Source organism: Citricoccus zhacaiensis (genome assembly GCF_014645315.1).
GTDB lineage: Bacteria > Actinomycetota > Actinomycetes > Actinomycetales > Micrococcaceae > Citricoccus > Citricoccus zhacaiensis.
Window position 1 is genome coordinate 39,870 of the sequence record NZ_BMLQ01000004.1, and the last position, 23,735, is coordinate 63,604.

Sequence of the window (23,735 nt, forward strand, 5' to 3'; positions counted from 1 at the left end):
TCTCAGCCCCCGGGGCGCACGAGCTCCACCAGTGCGTCCACGATGGGCCGGTCCGCCGGGATCCAGTCCAGTTCCTGCAGCGCGGCCCGGTCGAGGGCGCGCCACTCGAGCCGGTCGTGGTCCTCCAGCGGCTGGGGGTCGCCCTCGACGATCTCCGCGGTGAACACCCGCATCCTGGCCCCGTTGCCCAACAGCCATCCCTCCGGATGGTCGGCGGCCACCTCCCGGTCCAGCCGGATGTGGACCCCGAGCTCCTCGCGCACCTCCCGGACCAGCGCGGCGCGGGGGTCCTCCCCCGGCTCCACCTTGCCGCCCGGGAACTCCCAGAGGCCCGCCAGGACCTCCGGTGCACTCCGCCGGGCGGCCAGCACCACCGTCGGGGCCGCCACCTCGTCCACCACGGCAGCTCCCACGACCGGCCGGGGAGTGCCGGATTCCGGGCGGAAGGCCACTCGCGGGCCGACGTTCGGGTCCTCCACGTGGAGGGGCACGGCCGGGGTTCCCGGGGTGATGTCACTCATCCCCCGAGCCTACCTACCCTGCCCCGGCGCTTTGCGGGCGATCCCCGCCGGTGGGGATCGCCCGCAAAGCGCGCCGTGGGAGCGTGGGGACCGTAGTCTGGATCAGTGCCGAACACCGCTGCCGACGATCTCTCCTCCCCCTCACCAGCCACGTCATCTGACTCATCTTCCTCACCTGCTGCCCGGCGCTCCGACACGCCTGGCCGCCGCGCCATCCTGCCGGGCATCCTCGCGCTCGCCCTCGGCGGCTTCGCGATCGGCACCACGGAGTTCGCCATCATGGGTCTCCTCCCCGAGGCAGTCGCAGATCTGGGCGTCGACCTGCCCGCCGGCGGCATCCTCATCTCCGCCTATGCCCTTGGCGTAGTCATCGGAGCGCCGCTGCTCGCGGCCGGTATGGCCCGGATCGACCGGCGTACCTCCGCCCTGTGGCTGATGGCACTGTTCGTCATCGGCCACGCCGCCAGTCTGCTCGCCCCGGACTTCGCCACCATGCTCGTGGCCCGGTTCATCTCCGGTCTGCCCCACGGCGCCTACTTCTCGGCCGCTGCCCTGGCGGCCGCCCACCTGGCCGGACCGGCCCGCCGCGGCCAGGCCATCGCCTGGGTCATGGCGGGACTGTCCGTCGCGAACCTCATCGGCGTTCCGTTGGCCACCTGGTTGGGACAGAACTCCGGATGGCGGTGGATGTTCATCGTCACGGGGCTCTTCGGCTCCGCCACCGTGGCCGCTGTGGCGTGGCTGGTCCCCCGCGTCCCGGCTCCTCCCGGGGCCTCCGTGCGCAGTGAGCTCACGGCCCTGAGATCTCCGGCGCTCTGGCGGGCGATCGTGGTCGGCATCATCGGCTTCGCGGGCATGTTCGCCCTCTACACCTACATCGCCCCCGTCTTCACGGACGTCGGTGGAATGGCCCCGCAGCTGGTGCCGGTCATCATGGCCCTCTACGGGGTCGGCATGGTGGTCGGCACCCTGATCGGCGGCACCCTGTCCGACCGCTCGGCGCGGCGAACCCTGCAGTTGATGCTCGCCATCGTGTCGGTGGCGCTGGCCTGCTTCAGCCTCACCGCTGAATGGTGGATCCTCTCGCTGGTGCCGCTGCTGGCCGCCGCCATGGCCGCCTCGGCCCTGGTCCCGTCCCTGCAGGTCCTGCTCGTGGATGCGGCACCGCAGGCACCCCAATTGTCCGGAGCACTCAACCATTCGGCCCTCAACCTGGCCAATGCCATGGGTGCCTGGGTGGGTGCCGCCGTGATCCAGGCCGGTCTCGGCCTGCAGGTGCCGGCGGGCGCCGGAGCGGCCCTGGCCGGCGTCGGGCTCCTGTTGTCCCTGATCCTGCTCCGGTCCCGCAACTCCTGAAATTTCCGGCCCGGCTTGCTATGTTGTGCGCAGGCGCGGTTCCTGACCGTCCACCAACCGTGGACTGGGAGCGCGCCGTGGACGGACACTTTCCGTATCCGTACTGCTTCACGAGCACGAAGGGGTAGACAACATGAGCATCATCAGCTGGATCATCATGGGCCTCGTAGCAGGTGCCATCGCCCGGCTCATCCTTCCGGGCAAGCAGGGAGGTGGCTGGCTCGGCGCCCTCATCACCGGCATCATCGGCGCCATCTTGGGTGGCTGGATCGGTGGCGCCCTGTTCAACCTCGACCTCAACGAAGGCTTCTTCGACTTCTGGACCTGGGTCTTTGCCATCATCGGCGGCGTCATCGTTGCTTTCATCTGGCAGGCCATCACCGGCCGGCGAGACCGCACGACGGCCTGATCACCCGGGTAACCCAACCAACCTCCATCCCTGATCGCGAAGGGCACCCCCTGAAACAGGGGGTGCCCTTCGTCTTCTCGTGGTGGTGTCTGCGGCCGTGATTCCCGCCCGGACCACCTCAGGCCGAGGCGCCGTTGGGCGCGTGCTGCGCCATGGCCGAGGCGTAGAGGCAGACCGTGGCGGCCGTGGCCACGTTGAGTGATTCGGCCCGCCCGTACAGCGGGACCGCCACCCGCTCGGCGGCCAGGGCCAGCTCATTGGCGGACAGCCCTTGGGCCTCGTTGCCGAACAACCAGGCCGTCGGACCGGCCAGCAGGCCGGACGGCGGCCGGTCCAGTACCACGGACCCGTAGCCGTCCGCTGCCAGTACCGCCAGGCCGCGGTCGCGAAGCATGCCCACTGCGGTGGCAGCCTCCACCCCGGTCACGACCGGTACGTGGAACAGCGATCCGGCCGTGGAGCGCACCACCTTGGGGTTGAACACGTCCACGGAACCGGCCGTCAGCACCACCGCGCCGGCCCCTGAGGCATCGGCCGCCCGCAGGATGGTCCCCGCGTTGCCGGGGTCCTGGACTCGGCACAGGACGGCGGCCAGCCGTGGTTCCGGAAGGGCAGCGAGGACGGTGGCGGCGCCGGTGTCCGGGATGTGACAGACAGTGATGATGCCCTGCCCGGTGACGGCATCGGCCAGGGCGTCCAGGACCTCGTCGGTCACCCACCGCACCATCACGTTCCGATCGGCGGCACGGCGGACCAGTTCCGCCAGCTCCGGGTCACGGTCTGCCACTCGAGTGGAGAGGTAGACGGATTCCACGACCCGGCCCGGAATCCACTGGGTGTAGCCGTCCAGACCAGCCAGCTGACGATCGGCGGCCTGGACAGGGCCGGCATCGTGGTCGGGACGAGGGCCCAGCATCCCCAGGTGAGCCCGCAGCGCCTCCCGGGAGGATTGTGGCCCCTCGGCCAGGAACAAGCCGTCCCGGGAACGCGACGAGCGCCCCGCCAGGCGTGCGACCTTCCTGACCCGGTCGGCCCGGGGGTTGGTCATCACGTCCTGGTCGGGGCGCTCGTTCATGGTGTTCCGAGTTCAGTGGCGGCCCTGAGGCCGCCACCGTCACCGGGTGCGCGTACTTACTTCGCGACTGCCGGGGCGTTGACGTCAGCCGGCAGGGCTGCGCGGGAGGCCGTCACCAGGGCGGCGAACGCGGCAGAGTCGGACACGGCCAGCTCGGCGAGCATGCGGCGGTCCACCTCGATGCCGGCCAGCTTGAGGCCCTGCATGAAGCGGTTGTAGGTCATGCCGTTGGCGCGGGAGGCCGCGTTGATACGGGTGATCCACAGCCGGCGGAAGTCGCCCTTGCGCTTCTTGCGGTGCTGGTAGTTGTAGACATACGAGTGCAGCAGCTGTTCCTTGGCCTTGCGGTAAAGGCGGGAACGCTGTCCGCGGTAACCGGCCGCGCGGTCCAAGACCACCCGGCGCTTCTTGTGGGCGTTGACTGCCCGCTTCACACGTGCCACGTGCGTACTCCTTCGAATCGATGCCCACCGCGTTCTTCGTCAGTCGCGGCGGCTAGCTGTGTGCGGCCGCGAGGGCCACGGGGAAATGTCAGATGCCCAGCATCCGCTTGATGGTCTTGACGTTGGCCTTGGAGACCAACTCATCGGAGGCCAGACGGCGGGTCAGCGTGGAGGGCTTGTGCTCCAAGTAGTGGCGGCGGTTGGCCTGCTGACGCATCAGCTTGCCGGAACCGGTCACGCGGAAGCGCTTCTTGGCTCCGCTGTGGGTCTTCATCTTCGGCATGGCTGCCGTTCTCCTTCATGTTGGCTGTCCGCCCGTCGGGCGGACAGTGCTACGTGGACCCTCCCGGAGGTGGGGCCGATCTGGTCCGTACCGACCTGGAGCCGGTGACGAAAGGGTGGTGCTGGTCTACTTGCTTCCGCCCGGCTTGGGGCCGGGCCTCGGCGTTGCACCGGGCTTGGGTGCCGCAGACGGCTTCGGCATGGCCGGCTTGGGAGCCGGTGCCGGCTTCGCGGCAGGCTTGGCCGCCGCAGGCTTGGGTGCCGCGGCAGGCTTGGCCGCCGCGGGCTTCGGTGCGGCAGCAGGCTTGGCGGCAGCAGGCCTCGCGGTCGCCGGCTTGGCGGCCGGAGCTGCCTTGACCGGAGCCGGCTTGTCTGCCGGAGCCTCCTTGGCCGGGGCAGTCTGCGGGGCCTTCTGGTCTGCAGGCTTCTCGGCCGGCTTCTCCACCGGGGCCTTCGGAGCGTCCACGGCCGGAGCCTCGGTACCGGCCTGGGCCAGCTTCTTCAGCTCTTCCGGCATGGCATCCGACATCGTGCTGGACAGCGGTGCCGAGGAAGTATCCTCGGCGACCTTCTGCTTCGCCTCGCGGGCCGCCACGTCTCGACGGGAACCGACGCGTTCCTGCCTCGGCTCCTGGTGCTTGCGCGCCTCGGCACGGGCCTCCGACTTGTTCTTCAGCGGACCGATGACCATGACCATGTTGCGGCCGTCCTGGCGCGGGCTCGACTCGACCATGCCGACATCGGCCACGTCCTCGGCGAACTTCTGGAGCAGGCGGATGCCCAGCTCGGGGCGCTGCTGCTCACGCCCACGGAACTGGATCATGGCCTTGACCTTGTCCCCAGCGGTGAGGAACTTGCGGGCATGACCGGTCTTGGTCTCGTAGTCGTGCTTGTCGATCTTCAGGCGGAAGCGGACTTCCTTGAGGATCGTGTTGGTCTGGTTCTTCCGGGCCTCACGGGCCTTGACAGCGGCCTCGTACTTCCACTTGCCGAAGTCCATGAGCTTGCAGACCGGCGGCTTGGCCGTGGGGGCCACTTCAACGAGGTCCAGATCGGCCTCGGCGGCTAGACGCAACGCATCCTCGATGCGCACAATTCCCACCTGTTCGCCCTGGGGGCCGACCAGGCGCACCTCGGGCACGCGGATCCGTTCGTTGATTCTTGGCTCGCTAATCTTGCAACTCCTGTTTCTGGACGCTGTGGATGCGGAGCCGCCATCCCGGTGCGGCTCCCTGCGCAGATCCGGAGACAACTAAGGCCTCCGTGCTCAACGCAGACGGAGGCCTGGCCGACGGACGTATCCGCCGACCCATCGGCCGACTGGTCCCCTTCCGGGGCCGTCCGACCGGTGACCCGGCAACTCGGTCCGCCGAGGCGGACATCCTGCTGACGCGGGTGGGAGATGGCCTCCACTTCGATGACTGATCTCGTCACCCATCTCACATCCGTACTGCAGTGGAATGGGACACGGGACCAGTTGGTCTGTGACAAGCTTACCAGCATGAATGACGAACAGCAGAATCCCTCCCCCTCGGACGATCCCGTCAACGATCGGGTGCGGGAGATCCACGAGGTCCCGGCCGTGGAACTCATCAACACCGCCGCCGTGCACCTCATGACCGCCTCTGCGGTGAAGGTCGGTCTGGCTGACACGCCGAACGCCGAGGAACTGATCGACCTGGACGAGGCGCGCAAGCTGATCACCGCGCTGGCCGGCCTGGTCACGTCCGCCGCCCCGGAGATCGGCAGCCAGCACGCCGGCCCCTTGCGTGACGGACTGCGTTCGCTGCAGCTGGCGTTCCGCGAGGCCTCGCCCTTCCCGGACGCCCCCGGCAAGGGTCCGGGCGAGAAGTACACCGGTGCCGTGAACTGACCTGCACCCCGGCCGCACCAACGGCCCCCTCGTGAACAGACCCCCGGGCCCGGCCCCGTCCTCGGACGGTGCCGGGCCCGCATGTTTCGGCCCGGAGCCGCCCTTCAGCGGTGGAGGCCCGCCAGGTGCTCTGCGACCTGGCGGCTGAACATCAAGAACAGGATCCCGGCGGCCGGCACCAGGAAGAGCAGCCCGGTCGCCACGTTCCCGGCCGAGAAGAAGCTGACGGACAGGATCACGGCGAACAGCTCGATCACCACCACGGCGGCCCGGACCCAGGCCCTGCCGGCCCACAGGCTCAGACCCGCAGCACCGATCCAGATTCCCGCGGCCGCGACGAGGACCACCAGGAAGATCTGCGCGCCCAGGTTCAGCACGCCGCTGCCGATCTCGAGGGCGAACACCACGGCGACACCGAGGACCGCGAGGGCTTGAAGGAGCAACAGCACGGTCAGCGCCACCACCGACGGCGCCCGGTGCGCGCGTTCGGGAGGGGTGGATGACCGGGGGTTGGCCTGGTGTTCTGGCGTGGGCACGGCATCCGGCTTTCTGTTGCTCTGCGGGCTGATGGCCGCACCCTTGACAGTGGTGACGGCGGGCCGGAATAGTCTACGGCACCCGTTCCGCGCTGTGATCAACATCGCATGATAACCGCAAGTTAACCTGCTGGGCCTCTTGTTTACTCGTAATCGACATGAAAAGATATTTCACGAAGTTCAGCGGGGGTCGTCGCAACGGCCCTTTTTTGCTGCCATCGACAGGATGCTGCAGATCAACCCCCGCTTGAGGACTACCGTCCGATGACCCGAGACAGTATTGCCGGGGCCACCCGTGTGCCCGGCAGCGAAGGAGTGAACGATCAGCATGGATTGGCGTAGCCGGGCAGCGTGCCTGGACAAGGACCCGGAACTTTTCTTCCCGGTGGGGAACACGGGTCCGGCCCTGCTCCAGATCGAAGAGGCCAAGGCTGTCTGCCGCACCTGTGAAGTGGTCGACACGTGCCTGCAGTGGGCCATCGAGTCCGGACAGGACTCCGGCGTCTGGGGCGGCATGAGCGAGGATGAGCGCCGCGCCCTCAAGCGCCGGGCCGCCCGCGCCCGTCGCGCCTCCTAGTACGGAGGCCAGACCGGGAACCTCCCACACCACAGCCACGTCACAGGCCCTGACCCCGTGGGGTCGGGGCCTGTGACGTGTCCCGTCAAGACTCTTGGCACTCCATCAATGAGTCAAGACTCTTGGCACTCCATCAGTGATCAGTGCTCCGGGACCGGTGCCTGGATGACGACCTCGGTGCCGCCGGACTCCAGCGCCGTCCAGTCGATGGTGCCCCGCAGATCCCCCGCCACCAGCGTGCGGACGATGTGCAGGCCGAGTCCGGGGCTCTGCCCCGGTGCCGGAACGACGCCGGCCGACTCGCCTCGGGCGTTCCGGGGACCGCCTCCGGTGCCCGTCTCCAGACCGCCGGCGTCCCGCCCGGGTGCGCTGCCGCCGTCGGGCACCTGTTCATGGCTTCCCGCACCCTCCATTCCGCTGTCCCAGAGGCGGACCTCCAGTCGCTCGCCGGAGGGCGTCTGCGTCCGGCGAGCCGAGAGACCCACGTGGCCACCGTCCGGCCCGATCCCGTGCTCCACCGCGTTCATGGCGAGTTCATTGATCACCAGGGCCAAGGGGGTGGCCAGGTCGGAGGGCAGCTGGCCGAAACCGCCTCGGAACTCCGTGCTGACCTCCCGGCCATCACCGGCCACCTCCACGGCGAGCCGGAACTGGCGCCCCAGCAGGGAGTCCATGTCCACCTGTTGCTCGAGACCCCGGGACAGCGTCTCGTGGACCAGGGCGATGGTGTCCACCCGGCGCATGGCCTGCTCCAGACCCTTCTTCGCCTCGTCTGAGTGCATCCGCCGCGACTGCATCCGCAGCAGGGACCCCACGGTCTGGAGATTGTTCTTCACGCGGTGGTGGATCTCCCGGATGGTGGCGTCCTTGCCGATGAGCTGCTGCTCCCGCCGGCGCAGCTCCGTGACGTCTCGCAGGAGTACCAGCGCCCCGAAACGTCCGGCGTCATCGCGCAGCGGCACCGTGTGCAGGGTGAGGTTGACCGAGCGGACGTCCAGCTCGGCGCGGGCCGCGGCCTTGCCCGTCAGGACCAACGGCAGGGACTCGTCCACGGGCCGGCGTTCATCCTGCAGGTCCGTGACGATCCTCGCCAGGGACCGTCCCTCCAGGGGCTCGGTCTCCCCCAGCCGGCGGAAGGCCGAGACGGCGTTCGGCGTCGCGAAGTCCACCAGCCCCTCGGCCGTCAGGCGCAGGACACCGTCCCCGACCCGAGGCGAACCCCGGTGAGAGACGCTGACAGGGTCGTCCGTCTCCGGCCACTGGCCGCGGGACAGCATGGTCAGCAGCTGCGTGGCGCTCTCCCGGTAGACCAGTTCGAGCCGGGACGGCGTGCGCTGGCCCGTGAGGTTCTGGTGGACCGTGACCACCCCGATGCTCCGGTGGTGGCGGACCACGGGCCACACCGCCACCCGCATGGAGCTGTCCGGACCGTGCACCGAGGGCGCCGTGGCCGTCGGCTCCCCGGTGATCCAGGCCTGGTCCACCAGCGACTTCAGGTCGGTCCGGACCCGGCTGCCCACGATGTCCCGGTGCAGGGAGGTCTGTGAGGTGAAGGGCCGGGCCTGGGCCAGGGCCACGAACCCGCGTCCGGTGGCCTCCGAGCCCGCGACCGGGTACCACAGCACCAGGTCCGCGAAGTCCAGATCCGCGATGAGCTGCCACTCACCGACCACCATGTGCAGCCAGTCGACATCGCCCTCCGCCAGGTCGGGGTTGTCGTGGAGGGGGTCGGTGAACAAGGCCATGGAACAGTTCTACTGGGCTGTCACCGATCGCAGTTGGCGCAACGCCACGGAGAGCGAGGCCAGATCGTCCGAGCCCGACTCGCGGATCTCCTCGAGGAAGCGCTCGGCCCGCTCCAGCCGGGTGGTGTTCTCCTCCTCCCAGGCCTCGACCAGGTGGGCTCCGTCGTCCGCGTCCGCCTCGGTCCCGCCGGCCAGGACGTCGGTGGTGACGTTGACGATCAGAGCGTACAGATCATCCCTCAAGGCGGCTCGGGCCAGCGCCTTCCAGCGGCCACTGCGGGGCAGGTCCGTGATCAGGTTGAGCATCTCCTCGGCATCGAACCGATCGTAGAGACGGAAGTAGACGTCTGCCACCTGCCGCGGTGCCCGTCCGGTCTGCCGGGCCAGGCGGACCACGTCCAACAGGCCGAAGGACTCGAACAGGACGGACCGCCGGCTGGCCAGGTCTGAGGGTAGGCCGGCCTTCAGGGAGGCGTCCCGCCATTCGGCGAAGCGCTCGGCGTCCTGGCCCTGCATCAGCTGGGGCAGGTCCTCGACGAGGGCCTGAAGGGGGGTGGCATAGTACTCCACGACCGCGCCGATACCCTCGCCCTCGGCCCGGTGGTTGACGAGCCATCGCACCGCCCGATCGAGAAGTCTGCGGGCATCGAGGTAGACGCGGGCCTTGACCTCGCCGTCCACGCTGGCCGGCAGCGCCCGGATCGACTCGAAGTAGTCGCCGTAGCCGTAGATCTCCTTCATCGCCGAGTAGGCGGCGACCACGGTCGCGGCATCCGCCCCCGTCTCCTCCATGGCCCGGAACACGAACGTGGTGCCGCCGGTGTTGACCACGTCGTTGGCCACGACGGTGGCGATGATCTCCCGGCGCAGCGGATGCTGCTGGATCTGCTCGGCATACCGGTCCCGCAGTGCCGAGGGGAAGTAGGCGTCGAGGGTCCGGCCATACCAGGGATCGTCCGGCAGAGCTGAGTCCAGCAACTGATCGGACAGATTCGTCTTCGCGTAGGCCACCAGCACCGCCAGCTCGGGCGTGGCCAGGGACTGGCCCTGCTCGAGGCGTTCGCCCAGCTCGTCGTCACCGGGCAGGTCCTCCAGCTCACGGTCCAGGTCCGCGTGCTCGACCAGCCACTGGATGTGCCGTTCGAAGCTCGGCAACCATTCGGACACCTTCTGCGAATCGTTGCGCAACAGGGTGTTCTGGTCGACGTTCGTCTTCAGGACCAGCTCGGCGACCTCATCCGTCATGGACTCCAGCAGACCGGACCGGTCCTCTGCGTCCAACGCGCCGGTCGAGACCAACTGGTCCACCATGATCTTGATGTTGACCTCGTGGTCGGAACAGTCCACGCCGGCCGAATTGTCGATCGCGTCCGTGTTGAGCAGCACCCCGGACAGGCCGGCCTCGATCCTGCCTCGCTGGGTGAACCCGAGGTTGCCGCCCTCCCCCACGACGGCCGCCCGCAACTCACTGCCGTTGATGCGGATCGCATTGTTGGCCCGGTCCCCGACCTCTGCGTGGACCTCTGACTCGCCCTTGACGTAGGTGCCGATGCCACCGTTGTACAGCAGGTCCACGGGAGCTTTCAGTACGGCCTGAAGCAATTGGTTGGGCCTCATCTCGGTAGTGCTCGACGGCAGGTCGAGCAGTTCCCCGACCTGGGGGCTCACCGGGACCGACTTGGCGTTGCGGTCATACACGCCACCACCCTCGCTGAGCAGCGACGCATCATAATCGGACCACGAGGACCGGGGCAGGTCGAACAACCGCTGGCGCTCGGCGAAGGACACGGCCGGGTCCGGATTCGGATCCAGGAAGATGTGCAGGTGGTTGAAGGCGGCCACCAGCCGGATGTGCTCGGACAGCAGCATGCCGTTGCCGAACACATCGCCGGACATGTCCCCGATCCCCACCACGGTGAAGTCCTCGGCTTGGGTGTCCCGGCCGAGGGACGCGAAGTGGCTCTTGACCGATTCCCACGCGCCCCGGGCGGTGATGCCCATCGCCTTGTGGTCATAGCCCACCGAACCGCCGGAGGCGAACGCGTCGCCCAGCCAGTGGCCGTACTCGGCGGAGATGGCGTTGGCGGTGTCGGAGAAGGACGCCGTGCCCTTGTCCGCCGCCACCACGAGGTAGGCGTCGTCCTCGTCATAGCGCACGATCCGCTCCCGGGTGGAGAAGACCATCTCGGTTCCGTCGGTGCTGCGCGACTGCTGGTCGGTGATGTCCAGCAATCCGCGGATGAAGGTCCGGTAGGCCTCCCGGCCCGCCTCCACCCAGGCACCGCGGTCCACGGCCGGGTCCGGCAGGCGCTTGGCGAAGAATCCGCCTTTGGCCCCGGTGGGGACGATGACCGCGTTCTTGACCTGCTGTGCCTTGACGAGTCCAAGGACCTCGGTGCGGAAATCCTCCCGGCGGTCCGACCAGCGCAACCCGCCGCGCGCGATGGGACCGAACCGCAGGTGCACGCCTTCGACCTCCGGGTCGTACACCCAGATCTCCCGCGCGGGCCGGGGCTGCGGGGCGAAGTCGATCTCCGAGGTCGCGATCTTGAAGCTCAGGCGCCGATGCCCTTGGAAGAAGTTGGTGCGCTGGGTGGCCTGCATGACGGTCAGGAAGCCTCGCAGCACGCGTTCGGCGTCCAGGGTGGCGACGTCCTCCAGCGCCTCATCGGCCTGCTCACGGACCTGCTCCAGGCTCTGGCGCCGGGTCTCGCCGGCATCCGGGCCATCGTCGTCTGTGGCCGAGGGGGCCGTGGGATCGAAGCGGGTGAAGAAGTAGTCGACCAGGGCCCGCGTCACGGCCTCGTGGGCCAGGAGCGCGTCCGCCATGAAGTCGAAGGAGTTCTGCATCCCAAGCAGCCGCAGGTACTTCGCGTAGGCGCGCAGCACACTCACGGTCCGGGAGTCCAGGCCGTGGGCGAGAACGAGGCGATCCAGGGCGTCGGACTCGGAGACGCCGGTGGTGGCGGCGACGACCGCGTCCTCGAGCAGCCCGGCTGTGGCCTCGGATTCGGTGCCCACCGGGTAGCCCAGCCCGAAGTCGTAGAGGTAGAACTTCCGCCCGTCTGCTGGTTCCACCTCGAAGGGCCGCTCATCCAGCACGGACAGGCCGAGGTTGTGCAGCACGGGCAGGATCTCGGTGAGCGTGCGTGGCCGGTCCGAATAGACCTTCATCCGCCCGATCGTGAGGTCCGTGACCCGTTCCTCGGCGATCCGTGATCGCTCGTCCTGGTGCTCGGGGACGACGTGCACCACGGGCGCACCGTCCCCCGGAAGCCCGTTGAACCGGCCGATGTCCTCGAGGGCGTTGTCGATCTCGTAGGCCACCCGGTAGGCGGGTGGAAAGGCCTCGTCCCACAATCGGGCGGCGTCCACGCCGGAATCGGCGCCGAACGCCTCGACCGCCTGTTCGTCCACCCCCTCCTTCCAGGATCGGACGGCCCGGACCAGCCGGTCCTCGAGGTCCTTGGCGTCCACCGGTGCGGCGCGTTCACGTTCGCGCGGCAGCCGGATGCGGAAGTACAGGCGTGCCAGCACCGACTCGGTGAGCCTGACCTGGAAGTCCAGGGATTCCCCGCCCAGGGCTTCGAGGAGCACGTTCTGGATACGGCCGCGAACATCCGTGTTGTAGCGGTCGCGGGGCAGGAAGACGAGGGCGTTCATGAAACGGCCGTAGGTGTCCGGGCGCAGGAACAGCCTGGTGCGGCGGCGTTCCTGCAGCTGCAGGATCTGCCGGCAGGTCTCCCACAATTCGTCCACGCCCACCTGGAACAGTTCGTCACGCGGGTAGGTCTCAAGGATCTGCTGGAGTTCGGCTCCGGAGTGGGAGTCCCGAGGGAAACCGGACCGGTGCAGCACCTCCGCTGCCTTCTCCCGCACCAGCGGGATGTCCTCGAGGGACACCGAGTACGCCTTGGGATCCCACAATCCCACGAACCGGCGTTCTCCCGTGACCTTGCCGTCACGGTCGTAGGTCTTCACGGCCACATAGTCCATGTAGGCGGAACGCTGCACCCGGGAGCGCGAGTTCGCCTTGGTGATGATCAGCGGGATGGGGCGCTCGATCTGATTGCGGCCGGCGATGGACAGGGGTGCCGGCGGCGTGGTGGGCCGTCGGCGCAGGATGCCCAGGCCGGTGTCCTCCACCGGGACCAGCACCTGGCCGTTGTCCCCGCTGTGCAGCACGTACTCGCGGTAGCCGGTGAATGTGAAGTGGCCGTCCTCCATCCAGTTGAGCAGCTCACTGCTCTCGCGCACGCCCTGCACGTTAGCCGGGGCATCGTGCGTCAGGGTGCGGGCAGCGGTGAAGGCGGCCGCGCGCATGCGGTCAGCATCGGCGATGGCGGCGCGCACGTCCGCCAATGCCTGGCCGAGTCCCTTCTCGAGCCGGGCGGCCTCCTCATCGTCCAGCGGGCCGACGGTCTGCACGCCGATCCAGGACTCGACCCCGGCGCGTGCACCGTCACCGGCGACCAGGGGGCCGAGGTCGGCGAGCGCTGCCGTGGTGTCACCGCTGGCGGTGCCCTGCTGGGTCGGGACGCGATGGACTGCGGTCAGCTGCCCGGTGTCCTTGGCCCGATGGGTGATCACGGTCGGATGGGCGACCATGCGGATGGCGTGCCCCTGGCGGGTCAGCTCACTCGTGACGGAGTCCACGAGGTAGGGCATGTCCGCATGCACGATCTGGACGAAGCCGTGGGGCCGGCTGGGGGTGACCCTCACGACCGCTTCGTTGGTGCCACGGCCGGCCGCCATCTCCACGTGCGTGGCGACGAGCCTCTCACGTGTTGGTGGGTCCAGCTCGGCCAGGTCCGCCTCCGAGACGTGCTCGAAGTACGCGCGGGCCAGGTGGTCGAGACCGCTGGGGGCATCCGGGGTGCCGGCGGCCTGCTGATCGGTCCACAAAGGGGTTGACGACGACATCTGGGGGGTGTCCTCTTCCATCGCTGCAGCTGTACCAGAGGCACCGGGCCTGGGCCGGGTGCAACCGGATGAGTGGAACGTCCTTGGTCCACTAGGGCGAGCCTAACGGCCCGCAGGTCAAAGCGTGAACGACGTGCCCGCTGCAGAGCGGCGCGAGGCTCAGCTGCGCCGCAGCACCGTCTGCAGCCGCTGTCCGACGGTGGCCGTGGCGGATCCCGTCTGGACGCTTCCGGCGGCCGTACCGGCCAGCCGGGCCACGGAGCGGCGCAGAGCCGACTTCGGTGCGGCCTCGGCCAGCACCTGCCCGCCGAACAGCGCACGGTCCAAGGCCCGGCGGTCCCAGGGTAGGAACCCTCCGACGGTCCACGAACCGCCGAACCGGTCAAGGACACCGGTGATCTGCGATTGCGGGGCCACGCCCGAAGCCTCCGGCCGGACCTGGTTGACGACCACCTCGACCCGGCTTCGCTCCACGGTGTCCACGTGCAGGCCCAACTCGTCCAGGCCGTGGATGAGCCGGGGTAACCCCACCGGGTCGCCGGTGCCGACGGCCAGGATACGGTCCGCGGCAGCCAACCCGGCCAACGTGGCCGCGTTGCGCTGTGGAGCGGGGATATCGAAACTCAGTTCCTCGTCCTCCTCCAGGCAAAACCCACAGTCCAGGACGACCTCGTCCCAGCCGGCTGCGGCGGCCGACAGCACGTCGTCCAGGGCGGCGCGGCGCAGTTCCGGCCACCGGTCCGCACGGGTCAGGCCCGTGAGCACCTGCAGGGTGGTCCCGGCCACGCGCGTCCGGAGCGCTGCTCGTCCGATTCCCTCCGGGGAGATCCCTCCCTGGTCGGCGGTCCGGCACGCCTGGGCGATGCCCGCGGACTCGTCCAGCAGGCCCAGGTGGATGCCCGCGGAGGCCGCATAGGTGTCCAGGTCGATCAGCAGGGTCCGGCGCCCGGAGAGGGCCAGCTCCACCGCCAAGTTGACTGCCACCGTGGTGCGGCCCGGGCTCCCAGCGGGGCCCCAGACGGCGGTCACCCGGGGCGGTGCCGTTGGTTCGGTGGCCAGTTCCCCGGGGACCAGGGGCTCCGGCTCGCCGCCCCGAGCGGACGGGGCTTCCGTGGCCGGCTCGCCACCGTGGTCCGGCACCAGGACGCCTGGCACGGCCGGGTCGGCGCTCTCCCGCTCTGCGCCATCCGGTTCTGCGCCGTCCCGGCCGGTGTCAGCGCCCGTGACGGAGACGGACAGGACCTGGGCATGATCGGCTTCCGAGCCGGGGACGAGCACCTGGTCTTCGGCCGGGCGACCCGGCGTCGTCACGTGCTCGGGCCCGGTCAGATCCCCAGCGCCGTTCTGGGCGGCACGGCGGCCGCGGCCGCGCGCCCCGGGTTCGGCCATGGCGCGCGGGCGTTGCTGATCCTGCGAGGCCGCGTCGGCCAACAGTGTGGCCAGTTCCTCCGGGTCCAGATCCGGGGAGGCCACCGGCACACCGAGTCCGGAGAGGCGGTCGCGTTCAGCGGCCACCTCGCTGAGCGCCACCACCGCAGCGGTCCGGGAACTCCCACCTCCGGCATTCAGGGAATCCATGAACGTCAGGGTGAGTTGATCGGTGTCACCAACCACGAGCACGACGTCAGCCAGACCCGTGCGTGCCATCGCGATCAGTTCGGCGAGGCTCTCGCAGCGGCGGATCACCGTGACGGGTCCACGCAGTCGCTCGAGTCCGGAGACATGGTCGAAGCCGGGCATGATGGTGGTGGCCACCGAGACCTTGCGCACGTGCACTCCTACTGTCCGGCGAGCGACGGCACCACGCTGATGCGCGCGCCATTGCCCTTGGCGTCCAGGACCTGTGGCAGTTGCTCCGGACCCACCAGGATCTGCACGTTCATCCCGCCCGTGGAGCCGAACGTTCCGGTGGCCTCCGTGATCTCGGCAAGTTCGGCCGATGGGGCGACCAGTTCCGGTTCACTGAAACCCTGGTTGCCGTCCTTGGCAGCGATCCACACATCCACCCGGGCTCCGGGGGCCGTGCCCTCGGGCAGCGGGTCGGCCACCGTCAGGGACACTGCCTGCCGGGACTGCGGGTCCACCATGGCCACGGCACCGGCCGGAAGCAATTCGCCCTGGCGCACCGTACCCACCACCGCGCGGTTCCCGGGGAACGGTTCGTCTGCACGGAGATAGTCGTCGGCCGCGTCGCCCAACCGGGCCTGCACCACCGTCAGTTGGTCGGTCTCGACCACGTTGCCCGGAACCAGGTCCTGCCCGGCGGCCCAATAGCCCTCCGAGCGGTCCAGTGACTGCACCAGTGCCACGATGCCGGCCACCGACAACAGCACCAGCAGGAGCCCGGCCAGCAGCCGGGGATCCTTCCACCCCGGCCGCGTGAGCCGAGGAGCCTCCGCCGTGTTCGTCCCCTCCACGGGCGTCCTCCCTCTCCGGTCCGGCAGCCCATTCGCCGCCGACATCCCAGACCACCTTATCCAAGGCCGGCGACGCCCATGTCAGGGTGTGGACAACACGGGGCGAATCGAGAGCACAGGGCTGCTGCTGTGGACAACCTCTGCACGGAAGGTGACCGTGGAAGAATGGAGGTGACCGATGCCCGCTTTCGATTCGGAGGACACATGCCGCGCTTCCTGACCCTGACCGATGTGGCCGAGGAGCTCCAGGTCTCCATGGCGCAGGCCCGCGCCCTCGTGCGCAGTGGGGAGCTGCCGGCCATCCAGATCGGCGGTCGTGGCCAGTGGCGGGTGGAGCAGGTCAAGCTCGACGAGTACATCGAGGACCTCTACGTACAACAGGCCGCCAAGGCCGAGGCCCGGAAGGCCGGTGCACCTCAGACCGAGGACGCCTGAGCCGAACGCACCAGGTGGACGGCGTCGAAGGGGATCACCCGGAGCCCTCGGACGTTGCGCCCGCGCCGCTGTTCGTCCCGCGGGTGGACCGCCAGGTCGAGGTGGTCCAGCCCCACCCGGTCGATGGTCCCCTCCCCGAGCAGCCGCCCGTCCCGGCCGGCGACCACGAGAGCCACGCGGGTCCGGGACAACGACCGGTACAGGGAGCCGATGCCCAGCCGTCGCCGCCCGGTGGATGGTTCCCGGGCCACCACAGCCAGGGGGCTGTCGATAGCCGCCACGGCGGCGAGATTCACCACCAGGCTCCCGCTCTGGTCCGTCCCACCGATCCAGGTGGACCCCACTGTGGAGAGGGTCAACTCCAGCCGCTGACCGTCCGTCAGCACGAGCGCCAGCGGCGACCCCACCGCACCGCGCAACCGATCAATGAGGGTGATCGCGGATCGCTCGCCGCGTGTCATCTCGGCCGCTTCGGCCTCCGTGTCCTGCCAGTGCCCCTGGGCCAGTTGGGCCTCTAGATCGGCAAACAGCCCGTCCCATCTCATCTCCCCAGCCTAGACGGGGGATCCGGCCTGACCCGCCTCAAAGCGTGAACGGGCCATCGTGGGGACGGCCCGGGATCAGACGTGGCCAACGGCTCCTGTGTCACCAAATTGCATCAAACGTCATCAAACATCCGTCACATCATCCTCTTGACATCGTTGACGAACTATTGTTGCCTTAGTCCATCGAAGGAGAACGGCGGGCGTCCGGCGCCCGCGTGGCTGAAGGGGCACAACGTGAGTGCATCGTCTGAGAACCGCCGACCGGCACTCCGGGGTGAGGATCTGGTCCTGACCCTGCTGTGCACCGTGGCCGGGCCATTGCTGTGGTGGTTCGGCTCCACCGGGCTGGGAGGGGCCGCGCCGAGCGCGGGTCTGCCCCTCGTCGAGCGACTGGTGGCCTCCCTGTGTGCCGGAGCGGGCGCCGTCGTCGCCGCATGGTGGTTCCTGGCCGTGCTGGGCACTGCCCTGGTGGCTCTGGGTCACCGAACCAGGTCACTCCGTCTCATCCGCTGCGGCATCACCCTCTCCCCCGCGTTCCTCCGCCGGGTGGCGGCGTCAGCCCTGGGCGTCAACCTGCTGCTGGCGCCGGGAGCCTGGGCCGCGCCGGGTTCCGCCGTCGAGCCACTTCCGGCGGCTCAAGACTCCGCTGCCCGGGCGGTCTCGGTGTACACACCCACTGCACTCCCCCATCCGGGATGGCTCTCGGCCTCCTCGGCATCCCTGCCGGACGAGCAACACCTGCCGACACCCACGTGGAAACCCTCAGCCCCGGTTCCGTCAGCGCCCGGTGCACCTCGCTCGGGCCAGCCCGCCACGGACGACGCCAAGACCGTCACGGTGCGCCGGGGTGATTGCCTCTGGGACATCGCAGCACACGAACTGGGTCCCACGGCCACCGACCTGGAAGTGGACGGCCGATGGCGTCAGTGGCATGACCACAACCGGACCGTGATTGGCGGCGATGCCGACGTGCTCATCCCCGGCACCGTCCTCACGGCACCGCCCCTGAGCTAAGCCGCACCCTGCACCGTACGCCCGACCGCACGCCAGTCCGAAGCCCCCACCGAACCGCGAACACGCTCGATTCCAGTACATCCGGAGGAACCATGACGACCCCGACCACGGCTGCAGACCAGGCCCCGGAGCGAACTCCGGCCCTGACCGTCACCGCCGTTCCAGCCACCCTGCCGCCCCTGGATTCCGTGGCCGGCTCCAGCCTGGGGCTGGTCTCCCGTCCAGCCCAGAGTCAGCAGCACGCGGCGTGGGCGCCCCGGCAGCGTCCACTCGACGACACCACGACGGCCGAACGTGGCCAGGCCGAGCGTCGCCGAGAGGAAGAACGCCATGTCCGTTCCCTGGCGCGGATCGTGGCCTTGGCCTGCGTCGAGGCCGAACTCGGGCTTCGGCCGGCACGTCAACTGTCCGCATGGCTCGACCTGGCCACCTACCAGAAGATGATCCGCCGAGCCGACCTGGCCCAACGCATCCGGGCCACCCGGACCGATGGCCCCGCCGCGGCGCCCAAGGCCCTCGGGGCCCGAGCCTGCCGCCTGGGCCAGGAGGCCTACGAAGCCAGCGCCACCGTCCAATTGCCCGACCGCGCCCGGGCCATGGCCTTGCGGATCGAGAAGCACCGCAACCGGTGGAAGGTCACGGCGTTGGAGCTCGGCTAGCGGCGGCTCTTCTTGGACTTCTTGGCACCGCGAGGAGCGCTCTTGGCCCCGCCGGTCCCGTTGCCGGAGCCATTCCGGCCGGCCTCGTCAGCGGCGGCGGCAGAGGCCTGACCGCTGGTCGCCCCGTCGGTGCGGCGCACCTGCGTGGTGACCTCACCGGAGTCCGACGGCGCGGAGAACCGCAGGGTGGACGGCTGGCGGGGCGCGTCGAGGCCCTTCACGTTCAGGACCGGCGTCATGGTCGCGGACCGGGCATCCTGGACACCGGGCAACGAGGTCGGGGCCGGAGCGGTCTGCACCTCGAGGTTGAACAGGTAGCCGATCGATTCCTCTCGGATGGCCTCCATCATGGCCTCGAACAGGAGGAAACCCTCGCGCTGGTACTCCACCAGGGGATCACGCTGGGCCATGGAACGCAGCCCGATGCCCTCCTTGAGGTAGTCCATCTCGTAGAGGTGCTCCTGCCACTTCCGGCCGATCACCGAGAGCACCACGCGGCGCTCCAGTTCGCGCAGGGTGTCCGGACCGATGGCCTTCTCGCGGTCCTCATAGGCCAGCCGGGCGTCGGAGACCAGCTCACGCTTCAGGTCCTCGGCCTTGAGCTTCGTCAGGCCGCCGGACTCCTCCACCACCTCGTCCACGGTGACGCCCACCGGGTACATCTGCTTCAGATCCGTCCAGAGCTGGTCCAGGTCCCAGTCGCCGGCGTGCCCGGCTCCGGTGGCCTCATCCACCACGGTGGAGACGGCATCCTCGAGGAAGTTCTGGATCTTCGACCGCAGGTCCTCCCCCTCCAGGATGTGCCGGCGGTCCGTGTAGATGGCCTCACGCTGGCGGTTCATCACGTCGTCGTACTTCAGCACGTTCTTGCGCTGCTCGGTGTTGCGCGATTCGACCTGCTGCTGGGCGTTCTGGATCGCCCCGGACACCATCTTCGATTCCAGCGCCATGTCATCCGGAACGGAGGCGGAGTTCATGATGCGGGACGCGGCACCCGGATTGAAGAGGCGCATCAGGTCATCGGTCAGCGAGAGGTAGAAACGGGATTCGCCCGGATCACCCTGACGGCCGGAACGGCCGCGCAGCTGGTTGTCGATGCGCCGGGACTCGTGCCGCTCGGTGCCGAGGACGTAGAGCCCGCCGAGTGCGAGGACCTCCTCGTGTTCCTTCTTGACGCCCTCCTGGGCGGCGGCCAGGACCTCGTCCCACAGTTCCTCGTAGCGTTCGGCGTCCTCGACGGGGTCCACGCCACGCTTCTGCATCTCATCGACCGCGTTGTGCTCGGCGTTGCCGCCCAGCATGATGTCGGTACCGCGGCCGGCCATATTGGTGGCCACCGTGACGGCCCCCTTGCGGCCCGCCTGAGCCACGATCGAGGCCTCACGTGCGTGGTTCTTGGCGTTGAGCACCTCGTGCCGCACGCCGTTCTTGGCCAACAGCTTGGAGAGGTACTCGGACTTCTCCACCGAGGTGGTGCCCACCAGCACGGGCTGGCCCTTCTCGTGCCGCTCGGCGATGTCCTTGACCACCGCGTCGAACTTCGCCACCTCGTTCTTGTAGATGAGGTCGGTCTGGTCCTCGCGCTGCTTGGGCTTGTTGGAGGGGATGACCACCACGCCGAGCTGGTAGGTGGACATGAACTCGCCGGCCTCGGTCTCGGCGGTACCGGTCATGCCGGACAGCTTCTCGTAGAGACGGAAGTAGTTCTGCAGGGTGACGGTGGCCAGGGTCTGGTTCTCCGCCTTGATCTGCACGCCCTCCTTGGCCTCGATGGCCTGATGCATGCCCTCGTTGTAGCGGCGGCCGGCCAGGACACGGCCGGTGTGCTCATCCACGATGTTGACCTCGCCGCCCAGCACGACGTAGTCCTTGTCCTTCTTGAACAGCTCCTTGGCCTTGATGGCGTTGTTCAGGTACTGGATCAGCGGGGTGTTGGCGGACTCGTAGAGGTTGGTGATGCCCAGCCAGTCCTCCGTCTTCTCGATGCCCGGCTCGAGCACGCCGACGGTCTTCTTCTTCTCGTCGACCTCGTAGTCCTCGTCCAGGGTCAGCTTGCGCACCAGCTTGGAGAACTCGGTGTACCAGCGGGAGGCGTCACCCTGGGCCGGACCGGAGATGATCAGCGGAGTGCGGGCCTCGTCGATGAGGATGGAGTCGACCTCGTCGACGATGGCGAAGTGGTGGCCACGCTGGACGAGTTCGTCCTTGGACCAGGCCATGTTGTCCCGCAGGTAGTCGAAGCCGAACTCGTTGTTCGTGCCGTAGGTGATGTCCGCGGCGTACTGGGCGCGCCGGGTGGCCGGATCCTGGTTGGCGACGATCACGCCGGTCTCCAGGCCGAGGAACCGGAAGACGCGGCCCATGAGCTCGGACTGGTAGCTGGCGAGGTAGTCGTTGACCGTGATGACGTGGACGCCCTGGCCGGAGAGGGCGTTGAGGTAGGCCGGGGCGGTGGCCACGAGGGTCTTGCCCTCACCGGTCTTCATCTCGGCGATGTTCCCGAGGTGCAGGGCCGCACCGCCCATCAGCTGGACGTCGTAGTGACGTTGACCGAGAGTACGTCCGGCCGCCTCGCGGACAGCCGCGAAGGCCTCGGGCAGCAGTGAGTCGAGCGACTCGCCGCCGGCGATCCGCTCACGGAACGCGTCGGTCTCGCCGCGCAGCTCGGCGTCGGACATCTCGCGGAACTCGTCCTCGAGGACATTGATGGCGTCGGCGAATCCCCTCAGGCGCTTGAGGACCTTCTTGTCCCCGGTCTTCAGGATTCGTTCGATGAATGATGCCACGTGCCTAGACTCCCTGTTCCCCGGTGCACCGGGTGCGTCGGTATGCGTTGCGCTCGGGTACCCCGGTCCGGCCAGCGGCCACGGGGATACCCGGACAGTCTACGGTCTAATCTCTGGGAGCTTCCTCCATGTCCGCCGCAGTTCCACTGGCAGGTCCCCCTCGGCATTCCCCTCCACCACCACGTCCTCGAGGCCCAGCCATCCAGCCAGCTCGCCCAGCTCGGCGGCCAGCTCCACCACCAGCTGCGCGACGCCGGCCGCCCGGCCCCCTGCCCCGCTCGCCTTCCCTGGGCCGCCGGGAACCACGGCCGGGTCCTCGGACCAAGCACCGCGCACCAGCAGCACCTTGCCGGCACGGTCCGCCTTGAGGTCGACCTGGGCGACCAGCCGCTCCCCGAGCAGGAACAACAGGGAGTAATATCCCCGGGTCCGTTTCGGAGCAGGGGTGTAGATCCCCAGGCGGTACCGGACGCCGAACAGCGCCTCGACCCGCGGCCGGTGGAACACCAGTGGATCGAAGGGATTGACCAGGGCCCGGCCCGTCGCGACCCTGGGTGTCACCGCCTCGGCATGGCGCCACGCTGCCACCGTCGTCCCGCGGAGACCCGGCAGCCGGACGGGTTCCAGCACGCCCTCGTGGTGCAGTTGCGCCGCTGCGGCGCGGGCGGCCGTGATGGTGATCCGGTAGTAGTCGGCGAGGCTGGCCTCGGTGGCCACCCCCAGGGCCCGGGCGGCAGTGCCCACCAGCTCCAGGGCCGCCGCGTGCCGGTCCGGCACCTCGGCCGCCGGGTCGATGGCCGAGGCCGGCACGAAGCGGCGTTCGAACTGGGGATTGCGGCCGGCACTCGCGATCTGCCCGGACGCGAAGAGGTCCTCGAGGACCCGCTTGACCACGGACCAGTTCCAGCCCCAGTGCCCCTGGTGGCCGCCGTGGTGCCCCAGCCGGTCCTCGACCTGGCGCGCCGTCAGCGGGCGGGAAGCCGAGAGCACGGTGAGGATCTGGCGCGACAGTTCGTCCCTGATCTGTGTGTCCAGGTCCGTGGCGGTCATCCAGGTGCGACGCTGGACCGCCACGAGCGCCGGCCGCAACCGGATCGGGACCAGGGAGGCCTCGTGGGCCCAGTATTCGGTCCATGGTCTCGGACTCCGCTGGAACAACCGGTCCAGCAGAGCCGGGTCATAGGGACCCAGTCGGCTGTAGAGGGGTACGTAGTGGGCCCGCGCCAGGATGTTGACGGAGTCCACCTGGAGCACGCCGAGCCGGTCCAGGGTCGATCTGACCTTTCGGCTGCCGGGCAGGCCCGGCCGACGTCGTTGGTGGATCAGCTGGGCTGCCAGCGCCGTCCGGCGGGCCTCGGAGTGGCCGAGCACCGGCCCGCCCGGCCCCGAAGGGCCGGGCGGGCGGCGGCCACGGCGTGGCGCCAGGGACTCAGACGGTTGCGGCTCGATAGTGGACGTCCTCTTCCTGGACCTCAGCGTCAGGATGGTCGGCGTCGAGGGTGATGACACCGTAGCTCCAGCCCTTGCGGCGATAGACAGCGGAGGGCCGGCCGGTGGAATCGTCGATGAAGAGGTAGAAATCGTGTCCCACCAGCTCCATGGCATCGACGGCGTCGTCAACGCTGACGGGCGTGGCGGGGAACACCTTCTTGCGGATCCGCACGGGGACCTCGCCGTCGTCCTCCCGGGCGGCGTGGTTCTCCGCGGCCTGGTCCGCCTTGACCTGCTCCACCAGTGACTGCCCCGGTTGGACCAGGGGCAACGCCGCCGTCGCGTCCGCCACCGAAACCCGCTTCTGGTGACGGTCCTTCTGCCGGTCACGGAGGCGCCTCAACCGCTCCAGGAGCTTGCCGAAGGCAAGATCGAAGGCGGCGAACTTGTCGTCAGCCTGGGCCTCCGCACGAATGACCTTGCCCTTGCCGTGGACGGTCAACTCCACGGTGAGCTTCTCGTCCGAATGACGGTGGTTGGTCTGCTTGGTGACCTTGATCTCCAGCCCCTGAGCGCGTGTGGATAGCTGCTCGATCTTGCTGAACTTCTCCTGGGCGTAGTCCCGGAACCGATCCGGAAGGGAGACGTTGCGGGCAACGTAGCTGACGTCCATGGTCATGATGTCCTCCTAGGAGCCTGACGGCTATT

General features: G+C 68.9%; 22 protein-coding genes. 8 read left to right on the forward strand and 14 right to left on the reverse strand.

Going from position 1 to position 23,735, the window contains the following annotated elements:
* Positions 1-2: 2 nt before the first annotated feature.
* Complete coding sequence (locus tag IEX49_RS07575; RefSeq protein ID WP_373286705.1) at positions 3-512, reverse strand: (deoxy)nucleoside triphosphate pyrophosphohydrolase; 510 nt, start codon at positions 510-512, stop codon at positions 3-5.
* 114 nt (positions 513-626) lie between these two features.
* Between IEX49_RS07575 and IEX49_RS07580 the strand changes: the two genes are divergently transcribed.
* Positions 627-1,877 carry an MFS transporter gene (locus IEX49_RS07580; protein ID WP_188805581.1) on the forward strand — a complete coding sequence of 417 codons (1,251 nt, stop codon included), beginning with the start codon at positions 627-629 and terminating at the stop codon, positions 1,875-1,877.
* Between the two features lie 133 nt (positions 1,878-2,010).
* On the forward strand, positions 2,011-2,286 hold the full coding sequence (locus IEX49_RS07585) for a GlsB/YeaQ/YmgE family stress response membrane protein (protein WP_188805582.1): 276 nt from the start codon (positions 2,011-2,013) through the stop codon (positions 2,284-2,286).
* 118 nt (positions 2,287-2,404) lie between these two features.
* On the opposite strand, the gene IEX49_RS07590 is transcribed toward IEX49_RS07585, so the two are convergent.
* The 4 genes from IEX49_RS07590 to infC form a co-directional block, all read right to left on the reverse strand.
* Positions 2,405-3,361 (reverse strand): TrmH family RNA methyltransferase, encoded by a 957-nt coding sequence (locus IEX49_RS07590; protein ID WP_188805583.1) that lies wholly within the window; start codon positions 3,359-3,361, stop codon positions 2,405-2,407.
* Positions 3,362-3,417: 56 nt separating this feature from the next.
* Positions 3,418-3,804 carry a 50S ribosomal protein L20 gene (rplT, locus tag IEX49_RS07595; protein WP_115931568.1) on the reverse strand — a complete coding sequence of 129 codons (387 nt, stop codon included), beginning with the start codon at positions 3,802-3,804 and terminating at the stop codon, positions 3,418-3,420.
* Positions 3,805-3,892: 88 nt separating this feature from the next.
* Positions 3,893-4,087: a 50S ribosomal protein L35 gene (gene rpmI, locus IEX49_RS07600; protein WP_188805584.1), complete on the reverse strand. Its 195-nt coding sequence runs from the start codon at positions 4,085-4,087 to the stop codon at positions 3,893-3,895.
* A 126-nt stretch (positions 4,088-4,213) separates the two neighbouring features.
* Positions 4,214-5,227 carry a translation initiation factor IF-3 gene (gene infC, locus IEX49_RS07605; RefSeq protein WP_229672393.1) on the reverse strand — a complete coding sequence of 338 codons (1,014 nt, stop codon included), beginning with the start codon at positions 5,225-5,227 and terminating at the stop codon, positions 4,214-4,216.
* A gap of 122 nt (positions 5,228-5,349) precedes the next feature.
* Between infC and IEX49_RS07610 the strand changes: the two genes are divergently transcribed.
* Entirely contained in the window at positions 5,350-5,511 is a 162-nt protein-coding gene (locus IEX49_RS07610) for a hypothetical protein (RefSeq protein ID WP_188805585.1), read from the forward strand.
* A 76-nt stretch (positions 5,512-5,587) separates the two neighbouring features.
* Complete coding sequence (locus IEX49_RS07615) at positions 5,588-5,959, forward strand: DUF1844 domain-containing protein (RefSeq protein ID WP_159551538.1); 372 nt, start codon at positions 5,588-5,590, stop codon at positions 5,957-5,959.
* A 104-nt stretch (positions 5,960-6,063) separates the two neighbouring features.
* Here IEX49_RS07615 and IEX49_RS07620 read toward each other — a convergent pair whose 3' ends face one another.
* The gene (locus IEX49_RS07620; protein WP_188805586.1) at positions 6,064-6,495 is read right to left on the reverse strand and encodes a hypothetical protein; all 432 of its coding nucleotides are present in this window, start codon (positions 6,493-6,495) and stop codon (positions 6,064-6,066) included.
* Between the two features lie 328 nt (positions 6,496-6,823).
* Here IEX49_RS07620 and IEX49_RS07625 point away from each other — a divergent pair, with 328 nt between their 5' ends.
* Complete coding sequence (locus IEX49_RS07625; protein WP_010144519.1) at positions 6,824-7,072, forward strand: WhiB family transcriptional regulator; 249 nt, start codon at positions 6,824-6,826, stop codon at positions 7,070-7,072.
* A gap of 140 nt (positions 7,073-7,212) precedes the next feature.
* Here IEX49_RS07625 and IEX49_RS07630 read toward each other — a convergent pair whose 3' ends face one another.
* The 4 genes from IEX49_RS07630 to IEX49_RS07645 all read right to left on the reverse strand — a co-directional run bounded on the left by IEX49_RS07630 (position 7,213) and on the right by IEX49_RS07645 (position 16,157).
* On the reverse strand, positions 7,213-8,817 hold the full coding sequence (locus IEX49_RS07630) for a sensor histidine kinase (RefSeq protein WP_188805587.1): 1,605 nt from the start codon (positions 8,815-8,817) through the stop codon (positions 7,213-7,215).
* Between the two features lie 9 nt (positions 8,818-8,826).
* The gene (locus tag IEX49_RS07635; RefSeq protein WP_188805588.1) at positions 8,827-13,740 is read right to left on the reverse strand and encodes an NAD-glutamate dehydrogenase; all 4,914 of its coding nucleotides are present in this window, start codon (positions 13,738-13,740) and stop codon (positions 8,827-8,829) included.
* 159 nt (positions 13,741-13,899) lie between these two features.
* Positions 13,900-15,510 (reverse strand): CpaE/TadZ family protein, encoded by a 1,611-nt coding sequence (locus IEX49_RS07640; RefSeq protein WP_229672395.1) that lies wholly within the window; start codon positions 15,508-15,510, stop codon positions 13,900-13,902.
* A gap of 8 nt (positions 15,511-15,518) precedes the next feature.
* On the reverse strand, positions 15,519-16,157 hold the full coding sequence (locus IEX49_RS07645) for a flagellar biosynthesis protein FlgA (protein ID WP_188805589.1): 639 nt from the start codon (positions 16,155-16,157) through the stop codon (positions 15,519-15,521).
* A gap of 204 nt (positions 16,158-16,361) precedes the next feature.
* Between IEX49_RS07645 and IEX49_RS07650 the strand changes: the two genes are divergently transcribed.
* Entirely contained in the window at positions 16,362-16,592 is a 231-nt protein-coding gene (locus IEX49_RS07650) for a helix-turn-helix domain-containing protein (protein ID WP_159551548.1), read from the forward strand.
* Here the strand turns inward: IEX49_RS07650 and IEX49_RS07655 are convergent.
* Positions 16,574-17,137 carry a hypothetical protein gene (locus IEX49_RS07655; protein WP_188805590.1) on the reverse strand — a complete coding sequence of 188 codons (564 nt, stop codon included), beginning with the start codon at positions 17,135-17,137 and terminating at the stop codon, positions 16,574-16,576. The genes IEX49_RS07650 and IEX49_RS07655 overlap by 19 nt on opposite strands.
* A 234-nt stretch (positions 17,138-17,371) precedes the next feature.
* Between IEX49_RS07655 and IEX49_RS07660 the strand changes: the two genes are divergently transcribed.
* Together IEX49_RS07660 and IEX49_RS07665 are read left to right on the forward strand one after the other, a co-directional pair.
* Positions 17,372-18,151 carry a LysM peptidoglycan-binding domain-containing protein gene (locus IEX49_RS07660; RefSeq protein ID WP_188805591.1) on the forward strand — a complete coding sequence of 260 codons (780 nt, stop codon included), beginning with the start codon at positions 17,372-17,374 and terminating at the stop codon, positions 18,149-18,151.
* Between the two features lie 92 nt (positions 18,152-18,243).
* On the forward strand, positions 18,244-18,810 hold the full coding sequence (locus IEX49_RS07665) for an Rv3235 family protein (protein WP_188805592.1): 567 nt from the start codon (positions 18,244-18,246) through the stop codon (positions 18,808-18,810).
* Here IEX49_RS07665 and secA read toward each other — a convergent pair.
* From secA to hpf, 3 genes are all read right to left on the reverse strand, one after another.
* Positions 18,807-21,596 (reverse strand): preprotein translocase subunit SecA, encoded by a 2,790-nt coding sequence (secA, locus tag IEX49_RS07670; RefSeq protein ID WP_188805593.1) that lies wholly within the window; start codon positions 21,594-21,596, stop codon positions 18,807-18,809. The genes IEX49_RS07665 and secA overlap by 4 nt on opposite strands.
* 99 nt (positions 21,597-21,695) lie before the next feature.
* Complete coding sequence (locus IEX49_RS07675; RefSeq protein WP_188805594.1) at positions 21,696-22,967, reverse strand: winged helix-turn-helix domain-containing protein; 1,272 nt, start codon at positions 22,965-22,967, stop codon at positions 21,696-21,698.
* A 58-nt stretch (positions 22,968-23,025) separates the two neighbouring features.
* Positions 23,026-23,706: a ribosome hibernation-promoting factor, HPF/YfiA family gene (hpf, locus tag IEX49_RS07680; RefSeq protein WP_188805595.1), complete on the reverse strand. Its 681-nt coding sequence runs from the start codon at positions 23,704-23,706 to the stop codon at positions 23,026-23,028.
* Positions 23,707-23,735: the final 29 nt, after the last annotated feature.